We start from the raw sequence: 13,539 nt of genomic DNA on the forward strand, positions 1-13,539 counted from the left end.
GGTATCTCAGCAAGATTAATTTAATGTTACCTTTGTTTTTGGAGTGATTATATGTATAAGTTCTATTCCTTCCAGAACACATCACTTTTAATCAGCTTGGCCGGGTTTCCAGCAACAAGTGAATGAGGTGTATCGAAGCGTCCTGTCACTAGGCTCTGGGCACCGATTATACTTCCATTTGATATGTAAGAACCTTTTAATATAAATGCTCTAGCACCTATCCAAACCTGATCGCCGATATTGATCTCTTTAGCATGATTAATGACGGTACCATTAGCATCTAATATATCATGGTGATCTGTGTCAGTTATGATGCTTTCCCAAGCCATTAATACATTTTTCCCTATCGAAACTTTTTCTCTAACAAATAGTGTTCCCGCTGCTGAAATGTGAAAGTTGACTCCTAAATCGAGATTGCCCTCGACTGATATTCTTGAACCCATCCCTATTTTCGTTTTTCCTCGACAATGAACATGTCCTGATATGCTTACTAAGGTTCTTTGATATCTGAAGTCATAAGTCTCGACACTGCCGAAGCCGATTCTGAGTATGCCAAGTTTGGCTTTATCGAAGGTGATTTTACCTGAAGTACTCTCAAGTTTTGTTTTGTGTGACATTATAATAGGAAGTTTTAACGCGGTTTTAAAATCACAAAAAATAAAACATGCATATATGCTCTTTGGTAATCCTAGAAGATATCTGAAATTTCTTAATAGTTTCATTTTTTATTTTTCCTGAACACATAATTTCCCTTTATCTTCCGCCACAGCCCGAAGACATCGGTACGGGGGAAGATGGCGATACGGCGGATCTGGTACGGATCCTCGTGCATCGCCAAGGGACCGCTGTCGGTGGTCACGGCAAAGGGGTAGCCCAGCTGTTGGGCCAACTGCTTGCTGTCTTCGTTATGAATGCCGAAAGGGTAGGCGAACGAGGTCAGTGGTTGGCCGAGCAGCGCTTCCAGCTGTGCCTTGTTTTCGGTAATTTCGTGACTCTGCTGCTCTTTGCTGAGTTGGTCCAGTTTAGGATGGCTGAGGGTATGGCCGCCAATTTCCACCAAGCCTGAGTCAGCCATAGCCTTGATCTGTTCCGGGCTCATCAGTTCGACTCGTTTTTCCGGATTATCGGGCTGCTCAACGTCCCAGCGATTAAACTGCTCGCCGGTCACCACATAGACCACTGCCTTGAAGCCGTACTTTTCAAGCAGGGGCAGCAGCAGTTCATAATTGTCCCGGTAGCCGTCGTCGACGGTGATGATGATGTATTTTTTACCGGCCTCCAGCCGGCTGGCTAGGCCACGGTCGGCCAGGTCGGCGAAGGTGAGCGTTTCATAGCCCAGTCGCTTGAGCAGCTTAAAGTGCTTTTCCAGCATATCGACGTGCAGATAGGTACCATGTACGCCTTTCTCGCTGTCATCCTTGATGAAACGATGATACATGATGATCGGTATTTCCCGCCGCCGCCGGTGCACATAAACCGACTGGTAGTGCTGCTCCAGCTCGTCCACCACCTGGTGCAGGTCATAGGCCGCTTTGACCCGTTCGATAATGCGGTTATCTATTGTATCTGCAGCCAAGGATGCGCTGATTTGTTCCGGGATGGCAGCAAAGTCGATATCCAGATCCTTAGGCCCGATATCGCCGAAGTTGCTCGCCATGGCGGCGGCAAGGTTTTCTGCCGTCACCAGTCCGATGGCATTGGCTTCGCCGATGGCGAAAGTGGGGCGGCCCATCAGGATCGACTCCATGGCCACCCGACCGGCGCCGATCACCAGATCCGAGCGGGTCATCAATCCAGGTACGTCCTGTATATAGCCCAGAAATGTTACCTGTTCCTCGAAGCGTTTAAAGCGGGTGGGGATCTGCGAGCCGGAGGCGATCTGCACCCGGTATTTGTCCGGATCCAGGCACTCATCCAACAACCGATAGCACAGCTCACCCTTGGGGCCGGTCAGGCGGCCGATGATGCTGAGCACCGGCTTGTCATTATCGGGGCAAGGCGAGGGTCGGTAGTGGTCGGTATTGATGCCGTTGCGACCGACGGCAATCAGCGCAGGCGACACGCCCAGGCTGGAGATTAGCTGGTCGCGCACCGCTTCGCATACTGCCAGGGCCCTGTCGCCCAGGGCATGAAACTTTTTGCGGGAGGCGTGCACCGGCTGGCGGCCATGGACACTGGTGATCATGGGAGTACCGGTGAGCCGGCAGGCGACATAGCTGCTCCAGCTCGATGCTCGGCTGTGGGCATGCACCAGCTGGATGCGGTGCCGCTTGATCAGATAAACAAGGTAAGCCACGTGCCAGAAGCGGCGGGGAATGCTGCGTTTGTTGAAACGCAGCCGGAAATAGCGACCCAGATGAGCTTTGGTCAGGGTATCGGAAACATAGAAGACCCGGTGACCCCGGCGGATCAGTTCATCACCCACGGTCGTGGCGTAGACTTCCGCCCCGGTCACCTCGAGCTGGGAGAGCGCCATTAATATATTCATGTGTGATTCCGGAAGCAGGTGGGCACGGGGCCCGCCTGTTTTATGGGTTGAAGCTTACTTGTTCAGCCAGGCCATATAGTCGGCGACACCTTCGGCAACGGTCTTGAATTGACCGTCGAAGCCGGCGGTACGCAGCTTGGTGAGATCCGCCTGGGTATAACTCTGATAGCGGCCCTTCAGATGCTCGGGGAAGGGAATATATTCCACCTGGCCCTTGCCGTGGTGTTTGATCACGGCATCGGCAACCTGCTGGAAAGGTTCGGCGCGGCCGGTGCCGCAGTTATAGATGCCGGACACCTGCGGGTTTTGCCAGAACCAGAGGTTCACCTTGCACACATCCTCGACATAGATGAAGTCGCGCATCTGGCCGCCATCGGGGAAGCCGTCGCAGCCTTCAAACAGCCGGGGGTTGTTGCCTTCCAGCAGTTGGGTGTTGAGATGAAAGGCGACGCTGGCCATGCTGCCCTTATGCTGTTCGCGCGGACCGTAGACATTGAAGTATTTCAGCCCCACCACCTGTGAATTGGCCTCGGGCAACAGCCGGCGCACATACTGGTCGAACAGCTGCTTGGAGTAGCCGTAGACGTTGAGTGGTTGCTCGTATTGGGGCTCTTCGATGAAGTTGTCGTTGCGACCGCCGTAGGTGGCGGCGGAGGAGGCGTAAATGAAGGGGATCTCCCGCTCCAGGCAGTAGTGCAGCAGATCCTTGGAATACTCATAGTTGTTTTCCATCATGAACTTGCCGTCCCACTCGGTGGTGGCCGAGCAGGCGCCCTCATGGAAAATCACCTCTATGCCGCCCCATTCGTCGAACTCGTCACCGGAGACGATGCGGGCGATAAATTCCTCTTTGTCCAGATAATCGGCGATGTCGAGATCCACCAGGTTGACGAACTTGGTGCCGTCGGTCAGATCGTCGACCACCACGACGTCTTTGCGTCCCTGGGCGTTCAAGGTTTTTACCAGATTGCTGCCGATAAAGCCGGCACCGCCAGTCACAATTATCATGGTCTTTGCCTCTTGCTGGCCGGAGCGTATCCGGCGGTAGGGGATCGATTGGCCGGGGATTTTATCACGGAATCTAGGGGGAAAACTAACCTTACGGGACAGGGGGCCCCTGACGGTGCCCAGCGAAGAGGAACGACTACTACGCTTATGAAGACCCTGCCCGCAGCTACGGCAAGGGCGGTGGTTGACGGTGTTCACGGGACATTACAACGCATCCGGTAAGCAAGGTAGTGATCCATTTCACAAATAACCCTAATCTGCAGGTTATTTTGTTTTAAAATCAAGTGTTGATAGTAATATGCTCCAAGTTTAAGCGATTTTACCTGGTTAAGAACGGGAGTTCAGTATGTCGTCGGCCTTTTATGCTCATCTCAACGAGCAATTGAATCAAACCAAAGTGGAAGGGCTCTATAAGCAGGAACGGGTGATTACTTCACCGCAAAGCGCCGCCATTTCGGTCGGCGGCCGGGAAGTGGTGAACTTCTGTGCCAATAACTACCTGGGGCTGGCCAACCATCCCCTGCTTATCGAAGCGGCCCAGCAAGGGTTGGACAGCCATGGTTTCGGCATGGCGTCCGTGCGTTTTATCTGCGGTACCCAGGATCTGCACAAGCGCTTGGAAGCCGAATTGTCCGCCTTCCTGGGCATGGAAGACAGCATACTTTATACCTCCTGCTTCGATGCCAACGCCGGGCTGTTCGAGACATTGCTGGGCCCTGAGGATGCCATTATTTCCGATGCCCTCAATCATGCCTCCATCATCGACGGGGTGCGGCTGTGCAAGGCCAAACGCTACCGCTATGCCAACAATGACATGGCCGAGCTGGAGGCCTGCCTGCAGCAGGCCGATGCGGACGGGGCCCGTTTCAAGCTGATCGCCACCGACGGCGTGTTCTCGATGGACGGGGTGATTGCCAACCTGCAGGGAGTCTGTGACCTGGCCGATAAATACAATGCCCTGGTGATGGTGGATGATTCTCATGCGGTGGGCTTTATCGGCGCCCAGGGTCGTGGCACCCATGAATACTGCGAAGTCATGGGCCGGGTCGACATCATTACCGGCACCCTGGGCAAGGCCATGGGCGGAGCCTCGGGCGGTTACACCGCCGGCAAGAAAGAAATGATCGACTGGCTGCGCCAGCGCTCCCGTCCCTATCTGTTCTCCAACTCGGTAGCCCCGGCGATCGTGGCGGCGTCCATTAAAGTGTTGGATATGCTGAAAGATGGCAACGAATTGCGGGAAAAAGTCGCGGCTAACAGCCAGTATTTCCGTGAGCAGATGACCGTCGCCGGCTTTACCCTGGCGGGCAAGGATCACGCCATCGTGCCGGTCATGCTGGGTGATGCCGCGCTGGCCGCGCAAATGGCCGACCGGCTGCTGGAAGAGGGCATTTATGTGATTGGTTTTTCCTTCCCGGTGGTACCCAAGGGGCAGGCCCGGATCCGTACCCAGATGTCGGCGGCCCACAGCCGCGAACAGCTGGACAAGGCAATCGCGGCCTTTACCAAGGTAGGCCGTGAACTGGGCGTGATTTAAGGGACACCGACGATGAAAGCACTGGCAAAACTGAAAGCCGAGCCCGGCATTTGGATGACCGACGTGGCCGAGCCCGAGCTGGGCCACAACGATCTGCTGATCAAGATACGCAAGACCGCTATCTGCGGCACCGACATCCACATCTATAACTGGGATGAATGGTCCCAGAACACCATCCCGGTGCCCATGGTGGTCGGCCACGAATATGTGGGGGAAGTGGTGGCCATCGGCCAGGAAGTGCGTGGCTTCGAGGTGGGAGACCGGGTATCCGGTGAAGGCCATATCACCTGCGGCCACTGCCGCAACTGTCGCGCCGGGCGCACCCATCTGTGCCGCAATACCGTGGGCGTGGGCGTCAATCGGGAAGGGGCCTTTGCCGAATATCTGGTGATCCCCGCCTTTAACGCCTTTAAATTGCCTGCGGAAGTGACCGACGATCTGGCGGCCATTTTCGACCCGTTCGGCAATGCGGTGCACACGGCCCTGTCCTTCGATCTGGTCGGTGAAGACGTGCTGATCACCGGCGCCGGTCCCATCGGCATCATGGCTGCCGCCGTGGCGCGCCATGTGGGCGCCCGTCATGTGGTGATCACCGATGTCAATGATTTCCGGCTGGAGCTGGCGCGCAAGATGGGCGTGACCCGGGCGGTCAATGTCGCCAATGAAAAGCTGGATGACGTCATGGTCGAACTGGGTATGACCGAAGGCTTCGATGTAGGCCTGGAAATGTCCGGGGTACCGGTTGCGTTCCGTGACATGCTGGCCAAGATGAACCATGGCGGCAAGATTGCCATGCTGGGCATTCCGCCGTCGGACATGGCCATCGACTGGAACCAGGTGATCTTCAAGGGGCTGGTGCTGAAAGGCATCTATGGCCGCGAGATGTTTGAAACCTGGTACAAGATGGCCAGCCTGATCCAGTCAGGCCTGGATCTGAGCCCCATTATCACCCATCACTTTCCGGTAGACGAGTTCCAGCAGGGCTTTGATGTCATGCGTTCCGGTCAGTCCGGCAAGGTGATCCTTGACTGGTCGTAAGTCTGGGGATTTGTGACTGGGGATTGGAGCGATAACAGCTCCATTCCCTATTCCCTGCCCGAGGGCGGACACACCGAATCCCGTACCACGAGGCGAGGGGTGAGTTCCAGCTGTGCTTGCCGGTGATCTTTTGCCTGGATACGTTTGAGCAGCAACTCCAGGGCCCATCGTCCCAGGGTGCGCTTGGGGTGGGAAATGGTGGTCAGCGGCGGGCTGGTAAAACGGGCCATATTGACGTCGTCATAGCCCAGTACCGAGATATCTTGGGGTACCCTGAGTCCCGCCTGGGTAATGGCACAGATGGCGCCAAACGCCATGGTGTCACTGAATGCGAAGACGGCGGTCATCGGGGATTTTTGACGCAGTAACTGCTGCATACCCCGGTAGCCACTTTCACTTTCAAAGTCCCCCTCCACAATCGCCGAGGCCGGCAGTGTTAGGCCCACTTCCGAGAGGGCTTTCTTGAAACCTTCCAGGCGAAGCTGGCTGGTGCCTTTGGTCAGGTGGCCGCTAATGCAGGCGAAGTTTCGATGGCCCTGCTCGATTAGGTATTTTCCCGCCAGATAGCCGCCGATATGGGCATTATCATGGATAATGTCGGCAATGTTGCTTTCCCGGCTCCAGTCCAGCATCACCAGGGGTAGCTGGCGGTGTTGCTGCAGCAATGCCTGCAAGGCAGGTGGCGTGTCGGTACAGATAATCAACAGGCCGTCGACCCGCTTCTCCATCAGCATGCGTACATGCATCAGCTGCCGCTCGGGCTGGTTTTCGGTATTGCACAGGATCAGGCTGTAGCCCAGTTCAAAGCACAAATCCTCGACCGCCTGCACCACTTCGGCAAAAAACGGATGGGCACTGGTGGTGACCAGCATGCCGATGGTACGGGTATTGTTCATCTTCAGGCTGCGGGCGACCGAATTGGGGGCATAGTGCAGCCTGCTCACCGCCTCCTCGACCCGCAGCCGGGCGCTGTCGCTGACCTTGCGGGTGCCGTTCAGCACATGGGATACGGTGGAAATGGACACCCCGGCCTGGGCCGCTACATCCTTGATTGTTGCCATTGTTCAGCTACCCGTTAAAGGAATCCATCATAACAAACCCGCGCCTCGAGTCGGCATACTTGTGTTGATATCTCCCCCGATGAATCAAAGTCGGCCGCATAGCGCTTTTCGGTAAGTGAACACCAGAGGCCGGAGAAAAACTGAGATCTTGCTCGGCAATTTTATTTTTATTTTGTTAAGGTCTTCAATTGAAGCATTTTTCGCTTGTACTCCGTCCTGACTAGGTTTAGAAGAGTGGGCATACCGGGTCGTGCTCCGGTAGCGCCAATATGAATAAGAGAGAGGGAATCCACATGGTCACATGGAATAAAAAATCAGTAGCGGTCGCCGTCTTTGCGGCTTTGGGTTACGGCGCAGCATACTCTGCTGCCGCCGAAACGGTAAAAATTGCGGTGGCCGGCCCGGTGACCGGGGCCGTGGCCCAGTATGGCGACATGCAGTTTACCGGAGGCCGAATGGCGGTGGAGCTGCTCAACAAGTCTGGTGAGCTGGGCGACACCACCCTGGAGGTGGTCGAGTATGATGATGCCTGCGATCCCAAGCAGGCGGTGGCCGTTGCCAACCGCATCGTCAATGACGGCATCCAGTTTGTGGTGGGTCATCTGTGCTCCGACAGCACCCTGCCCGCCTCGGACGTCTACGAGGACGAAGGCATACTGATGGTGACCCCGGCGTCTACCAACCCGGCCATTACCGAGCGGGGCCAGGAGTTCGTGCTGCGTACCATCGGCCTGGACAGTGATCAGGGTCCGACCGCTGCCCGTTATGTGCTGGAGCAGCTCAAGCCCGAACGCATCGCCGTTATTCATGACAAAAAACAATACGGTGAAGGCCTGGCTTCCAGCGTGCGTGATGAGCTGACCAAGGCCGGTGCCAATGTGGTGGCCTATGAAGGGGTGACCTCGGGGGACAAGGATTTTTCGGCGCTGATCGCCAAGCTGCAACGGGACAAGGTTGACTTTGTTTATTACGGCGGCTATCACCCGGAGCTGGGGCTGATCCTGCGGCAATCTGCCGAAAAAGGCTTCAAGGCCCGCTTCATGGGACCGGAAGGCGTCGGTCATAAGGACATTACCTCCATCGCCGGGGATGCCTCCGAGGGCCTGCTGGTGACCCTGCCCAAGAAGTATGATTTGGACCCGGCCAACGCCCCGGTGGTGGAGGCGATCAAGGCCAAAGGTGAAGATCCGAGTGGTCCCTTCGTGTGGACCACCTATGCCGCGGTGCAGGCCATTGCCGAAGGCGTGAAACGGGCCGGTACCGACCCCGAGGCGGTGGTCGAAAGCCTGAAGGCCGAGCCGGTAGGCACGGTGATGGGCGACCTGGCCTGGGATAACAAGGGCGACCTCAAAGGCTTCGAATTCGGTGTGTTCGAGTGGCATAAAGACGGCTCGTCGACCCAGAAATAACGACGGCTAATCTGCCCGTAATACCGGCGGGGCCTCCATCAGGCCCCGTTTTGATATGACAGTTCCGTCATTTGCTCTTACGACAAGGACCAAGTTGTATGTCTGAGCCCATTCTCTATTTTATCCAGCAACTGCTCAACGGCCTGACCATCGGCAGTACCTATGCCCTGATCGCCATCGGCTACACCATGGTGTACGGCATTATCGGCATGATTAACTTCGCCCATGGCGAGGTTTACATGATAGGCGCCTACGCCGCCTTTATGGTGATGACCGGCCTGATGATGGCGGGCATCGACAGTACCTTCCTGCTGCTGACTTCGGCTTTCCTGGTCAGCATGGTGCTGACCAGTGTCTATGGCTATTCGATCGAGCGGCTGGCTTACCGGCCCCTGCGCAGCAGCAAGCGGCTGATTGCCCTGATCTCCGCCATCGGCATGTCCATCTTCCTGCAGAACATGATGCGCCTCTCCCAGGGCTCGCGGGATGTGGCCATGCCGACCCTGGTATCCGGCGGCTGGAATTTTGGCGAGGCGGACTTTCAGGCCTCGCTCTCCTATATGCAGCTGATCATCTTCGTGGTGACCTTTATCAGCATGACGCTGTTATCCCTGTTTATTTCCCGCTCCCGCATGGGGCGTGCCTGTCGGGCCTGTGCCGAAGACCTGAAAATGGCCAACCTGCTCGGCATCAACAGCAACAGCATCATCGCCCTCACCTTTGTGATCGGGGCGGCCCTGGCAGCCATCGCCGGCGTGCTGCTGGGTTCCTATTACGGGGTGATCAACCCCTATATCGGCTTTATCGCCGGGCTCAAGGCCTTTACCGCCGCCGTGCTGGGTGGCATCGGCAGCATTCCCGGCGCCGTGCTCGGTGGCTTGCTGCTGGGGGTGACCGAAGCCATGACCGGCGCCTATTTCAGCACCGAATACAAGGATGTGGTGTCCTTCGGCCTGCTGATTTCGGTGCTGCTGTTTATGCCGACTGGCATCCTGGGTAAACCTGAGGTGGAGAAGGTATGAACAACATCAAATCCGCACTGATCGCGGCCGGCCTGTTCCTGATCCTGGCCGGCTGGCTGATGGGCTTCCGCCTGGAAACCGCCGGCACCCGCCTGGTGGTCGGCAACCGGCTGGACACCGCTTGGGAATGGCTGGCGCTGGGGGGAGGGCTGGTGTTTCTGGCCCAGCTGTTCCATGCACAGGTAACGCGGCCGTTTAAACTGCTGGCCGAACGGGGAGGCAGTTTCGCCCTGCCGGCGCCCGAAGAGAAACCCATGCTTTTCCGCTTGCTGACCCTGCTGGTGCTGGCCGGGCTGATTATCTGGCCCTTTATCGGCTCCCGGGGAGCGGTGGATCTGGCTACCCTGACCCTGATCTATGTCATGCTGGGCCTGGGGCTGAACGTAGTGGTCGGGCTGGCTGGCCTGCTCGATCTCGGCTACGTGGCCTTTTATGCGGTAGGGGCTTACAGCTACGCCTTGCTCAATGCCTACCTGGGGTTCGATTTCTGGACCTGTCTGCCGATTGCCGGTGGCCTGGCGGCCCTGTTCGGCTTCCTGCTGGGCTTTCCGGTGCTGCGCCTGCGCGGAGATTATCTGGCGATAGTGACCCTGGGGTTCGGCGAGATCATCCGTATCCTGCTCAACAACATGACCGAGTTGACCGGCGGCCCCAACGGCATCGCCGGCATTCCCAAACCCACCCTGTTCGGGCTGGCGTTTGAGCGCAAGGGGGACAGCCTGTTCCACGAGTTTTTCAACATCAGTTACAACTCGGGATACAAGGTGATCTTCCTCTATCTGCTGGCGCTGGGGCTGGTGGTATTCACCATCTTTATCATCAATCGCCTGCTGCGCATGCCCCTGGGACGGGCCTGGGAGGCGCTGCGGGAAGATGAGATCGCCTGCCGCTCCCTGGGGCTGAATCCAACCCTGATCAAGCTGACCGCCTTTACCATAGGCGCGGCTTTCGCCGGCTTTGCCGGCAGCTTCTTCGCCGCTCGCCAGGGCTTCATCAGCCCGGAATCCTTCGTGTTTATCGAGTCGGCGATCATCCTGGCGATCGTGGTGCTGGGGGGGATGGGTTCACAGATCGGCGTGGTGCTGGCGGCGATCGTGATGACCATACTGCCGGAGCTGACCCGGGAATTTAATGAATACCGCATGCTGCTGTTCGGGCTGCTGATGGTGTTGATGATGATCTGGCGGCCACAAGGGCTGCTGCCCATGCACAGACCCCATATGGAGATGAAGTCATGACCGACCTGTTAGCCGTGTCCGGCCTGACCATGCGTTTCGGGGGCCTGGTGGCCGTGGATCAGGTGGCGCTGACCATGAAGGAACGGCAGATCGTTTCTGTTATCGGCCCGAATGGTGCCGGCAAGACCACCATCTTCAACTGCCTGTCGGGTTTCTACAAGCCGTCGGGCGGGACAGTCCACTTCAGGGGGCAGGCCATCCAGGGCCTGCCCGGGCACAAGATAGCCCGGCTGGGGATGGTGCGTACCTTCCAGCATGTACGGCTGTTCAAGGAAATGACGGTGCTGGAAAACCTGCTGGTGGCCCAGCACCGTCTGCTGAACACCAACTTTATCGCCGGCCTGTTGAAGACCCCCGGCTTTCGTCGGGCCGAAAAAGAGGGGCTGGAACGGGCCCACTACTGGCTGGAGAAGGTCAGGTTGACCGAGTTTGCCAACCGGACCGCCGGCAACCTGGCCTATGGTCAGCAACGGCGCCTAGAAATTGCCCGTTGCATGGCTTCCAGGCCCGAGCTGTTGATGCTGGATGAGCCGGCGGCGGGCCTGAACCCCAATGAAACCGATGAACTGGACAGGTTGATCTGCGACTTGAGAGATAACGACGGAGTCAGTGTGTTGTTGATCGAGCATGATATGAAGCTGGTGATGGGCATCTCGGATCATATCTATGTGGTCAACCAGGGCCGGCCCCTGGCCGATGGTACCCCGGGGCAGGTGCAAAATAATGCAGAGGTCATCAAAGCCTATCTGGGAGAAGCTTAATCATGCTGAAAATTGACAATATTTCCGCCAGCTACGGCAAGATTCAGGCGCTGGAAAATGTCAGCGTGGAGATCGGCAAAGGTGAAATAGTGACCCTGATCGGCGCCAATGGTGCCGGTAAAACCACCTTGCTGATGTCGATTTGTGGCGATCCCAAGCCGACCCAGGGGCGGATACTGTTTGAAAATAAAGAGCTGAACAGCCTGGATACCGCCACCATCATGCGCAAGGATATCGCCATAGTGCCGGAAGGGCGGCGCATCTTCGCCCGGCTGACCGTGGAAGAGAACCTGCATATGGGCGCGTTTTTTGTCGATAAGAGCGAGCATGCCGGCTTGCTCGCGGAGGTGTACCGCCTGTTTCCCCGCCTGAAGGAACGGATGAAGCAGCGGGCCGGCACCATGTCCGGTGGTGAACAGCAGATGCTGGCCATCGGCCGGGCGCTGATGAGCAAGCCGCGCATGCTATTGCTGGATGAGCCGTCCCTGGGCCTGGCCCCCATCATCATCGCCCAGATCTTCGAGACCATAGCCCGCCTGCGGCAGGAACAGGGCATGACCATCTTCCTGGTGGAGCAAAACGCCAACCAGGCGCTGAAGCTGGCCGACCGGGGTTATGTTCTGGAAAACGGCCGTATCGTGCTGGCCGATACCGGTGCCGCACTGCTGGTCAACAAGCAGGTGCGGGAGGCTTACCTGGGAGGGTGATGCCAAAAGCCGAGAGATTGGGTACACTGCTGCAAAGTTTTCAAGGAGTGCATCATGGAGCAGTTTGCCCATATCTCGGTCGATGAGGCCAGCGCCATGCTGGCCGAAGGTCGTGCCCGTCTGGTTGACATCCGGGATCCCCAGTCATTTGCCCTGGCCCATGCCGAAGGCGCCTTCCATCTGACCAACGACAGCCTGGTCGGCTTTACCAATGAGGTCGAGTACGACACCCCGGTGATCGTGGTGTGTTACCACGGCATCAGCAGCCAGGGGGCGGCCCAGTTTCTGATCAATCAGGGTTATGAGGAGGTCTACAGCCTGGATGGCGGCTTTGAGGCCTGGCGGCGGACCCAAGCCGTCGTTGCTGGCTGATGAAGCAGTTGCTGGTGTTGGATGATCCCCGTCGAGCCCAGGCCTTTGTGGATTATTTGAACGATATCGGGCTGAAATGCGAACTGACCCTGGATGATGACCATAATGCCACTCTCTGGCTGGTCAATGAATCCCGTTATCAGGAGGCGTTGCTGGAAGTGAAGCGCTTCCTGGCCGAGCCTCTGCACCCGCGCTATCAGGATGCCGCCTGGCGCCAGGGCGACACCCATATCCATTTCAGCCCGGATCCGAGTAAGCCCGGGCTGGCCGGTGACCTGCTGCGCCGGACCGGACCGGTCAATATGCTGGTGTTATTGGCCTGTGCCGCCGTGTATGCCCTGAGCTGGCTCGGCCTGCCCCTGTTCGGTGTGTTGTCTTTTCCGGCCGATCCGTCCCGCCTGCTGGGCTGGGAATTCTGGCGAGCCTTCACCCCGGCATTGATGCATTTTTCACTGCTGCACCTGCTGTTCAATCTCTTCTGGTGGTGGTATCTGGGCGGCATGATCGAGCGGCGGCTGGGCCACGGCAAGTTGCTGTCGTTGCTGTTGCTGGCGGCGGTGCTGTCGAACTTTATGCAGTTCTGGGCGAGCGGACCGCGCTTTGGTGGTTTGTCCGGCGTGGTGTACGCGCTGGTTGCCTACACCTGGTTAAGCGGACGGCTGACCCCGGCCAGGGGCATAGGCCTGCCCGACGGTATGGCGGTGTTTATGGTGGTCTGGCTGGTGCTGGGCTTCGCCGATCTGCTGGGGATCCCGATGGCCAATATGGCCCATTTGGGTGGCCTGCTGGTGGGCCTGCTGCAGGCTTGGCTCGATCGGAATAAAGCGGTGCTGTCCTGAATCAGGAGTGCGGCGCTGTTCTTTAGTTTTTTGCCGAATCGTTGTTGTTTATGTTTCAG

At 57.4% G+C, this 13,539-nt stretch carries 13 protein-coding genes; 9 read left to right on the forward strand and 4 right to left on the reverse strand.

Translation table 11 applies throughout. The features are described 5' to 3' along the window. Nucleotides 1-62 precede the first annotated feature (62 nt). The 3 genes from ABD806_RS12560 to rfaD are packed head-to-tail and all read right to left on the reverse strand — an operon-like array spanning nt 63 to nt 3,496. Nucleotides 63-722 (reverse strand): acyltransferase, encoded by a 660-nt coding sequence (locus ABD806_RS12560; RefSeq protein WP_344958485.1) that lies wholly within the window; start codon nt 720-722, stop codon nt 63-65. Continuing rightward, the gene (locus tag ABD806_RS12565) at nt 719-2,488 is read right to left on the reverse strand and encodes a bifunctional glycosyltransferase family 4 protein/polysaccharide deacetylase (RefSeq protein WP_344958487.1); all 1,770 of its coding nucleotides are present in this window, start codon (nt 2,486-2,488) and stop codon (nt 719-721) included. The genes ABD806_RS12560 and ABD806_RS12565 overlap by 4 nt, the downstream gene beginning before the upstream one ends. 54 nt (nt 2,489-2,542) lie before the next feature. Further along, the gene (rfaD, locus tag ABD806_RS12570) at nt 2,543-3,496 is read right to left on the reverse strand and encodes an ADP-glyceromanno-heptose 6-epimerase (RefSeq protein WP_344958489.1); all 954 of its coding nucleotides are present in this window, start codon (nt 3,494-3,496) and stop codon (nt 2,543-2,545) included. 346 nt (nt 3,497-3,842) lie between these two features. On the opposite strand from rfaD, the gene ABD806_RS12575 reads away from it, so the two are divergent. Both ABD806_RS12575 and tdh read left to right on the forward strand, forming a co-directional pair. After that, nucleotides 3,843-5,033, forward strand: coding sequence for a glycine C-acetyltransferase (locus ABD806_RS12575; protein ID WP_344958491.1), 1,191 nt, complete (start codon nt 3,843-3,845; stop codon nt 5,031-5,033). Between the two features lie 12 nt (nt 5,034-5,045). Beyond that, nucleotides 5,046-6,071 (forward strand): L-threonine 3-dehydrogenase, encoded by a 1,026-nt coding sequence (gene tdh, locus ABD806_RS12580; RefSeq protein ID WP_344958494.1) that lies wholly within the window; start codon nt 5,046-5,048, stop codon nt 6,069-6,071. 47 nt (nt 6,072-6,118) lie between these two features. On the opposite strand, the gene ABD806_RS12585 is transcribed toward tdh, so the two are convergent. Further along, nucleotides 6,119-7,132 (reverse strand): substrate-binding domain-containing protein, encoded by a 1,014-nt coding sequence (locus tag ABD806_RS12585; protein WP_344958496.1) that lies wholly within the window; start codon nt 7,130-7,132, stop codon nt 6,119-6,121. A 293-nt stretch (nt 7,133-7,425) separates the two neighbouring features. Between ABD806_RS12585 and ABD806_RS12590 the strand changes: the two genes are divergently transcribed. From ABD806_RS12590 to glpG, 7 genes are all read left to right on the forward strand, one after another. Further along, the gene (locus ABD806_RS12590; protein ID WP_344958498.1) at nt 7,426-8,541 is read left to right on the forward strand and encodes a branched-chain amino acid ABC transporter substrate-binding protein; all 1,116 of its coding nucleotides are present in this window, start codon (nt 7,426-7,428) and stop codon (nt 8,539-8,541) included. A 98-nt stretch (nt 8,542-8,639) separates the two neighbouring features. Further along, nucleotides 8,640-9,563 carry a high-affinity branched-chain amino acid ABC transporter permease LivH gene (gene livH / locus ABD806_RS12595; protein ID WP_344958500.1) on the forward strand — a complete coding sequence of 308 codons (924 nt, stop codon included), beginning with the start codon at nt 8,640-8,642 and terminating at the stop codon, nt 9,561-9,563. Next, nucleotides 9,560-10,801 carry a high-affinity branched-chain amino acid ABC transporter permease LivM gene (locus tag ABD806_RS12600; RefSeq protein ID WP_344958502.1) on the forward strand — a complete coding sequence of 414 codons (1,242 nt, stop codon included), beginning with the start codon at nt 9,560-9,562 and terminating at the stop codon, nt 10,799-10,801. Before livH ends, ABD806_RS12600 begins: the two co-directional genes overlap by 4 nt. Next, entirely contained in the window at nt 10,798-11,562 is a 765-nt protein-coding gene (livG, locus tag ABD806_RS12605) for a high-affinity branched-chain amino acid ABC transporter ATP-binding protein LivG (protein WP_344958504.1), read from the forward strand. Before ABD806_RS12600 ends, livG begins: the two co-directional genes overlap by 4 nt. A 2-nt stretch (nt 11,563-11,564) precedes the next feature. Next, complete coding sequence (locus ABD806_RS12610; RefSeq protein WP_344958506.1) at nt 11,565-12,269, forward strand: ABC transporter ATP-binding protein; 705 nt, start codon at nt 11,565-11,567, stop codon at nt 12,267-12,269. A gap of 54 nt (nt 12,270-12,323) precedes the next feature. Then, complete coding sequence (gene glpE, locus ABD806_RS12615) at nt 12,324-12,641, forward strand: thiosulfate sulfurtransferase GlpE (protein WP_344958508.1); 318 nt, start codon at nt 12,324-12,326, stop codon at nt 12,639-12,641. Continuing rightward, a complete protein-coding gene (gene glpG, locus ABD806_RS12620) occupies nt 12,641-13,480 on the forward strand; it encodes a rhomboid family intramembrane serine protease GlpG (RefSeq protein ID WP_344958510.1) in 840 nt (279 codons plus the stop codon). The genes glpE and glpG overlap by 1 nt, the downstream gene beginning before the upstream one ends. Nucleotides 13,481-13,539 lie beyond the last annotated feature (59 nt).

Origin of the sequence: Zobellella aerophila (assembly GCF_039539325.1) — a bacterium.
Lineage (GTDB): Bacteria > Pseudomonadota > Gammaproteobacteria > Enterobacterales > Aeromonadaceae > Oceanimonas > Oceanimonas aerophila.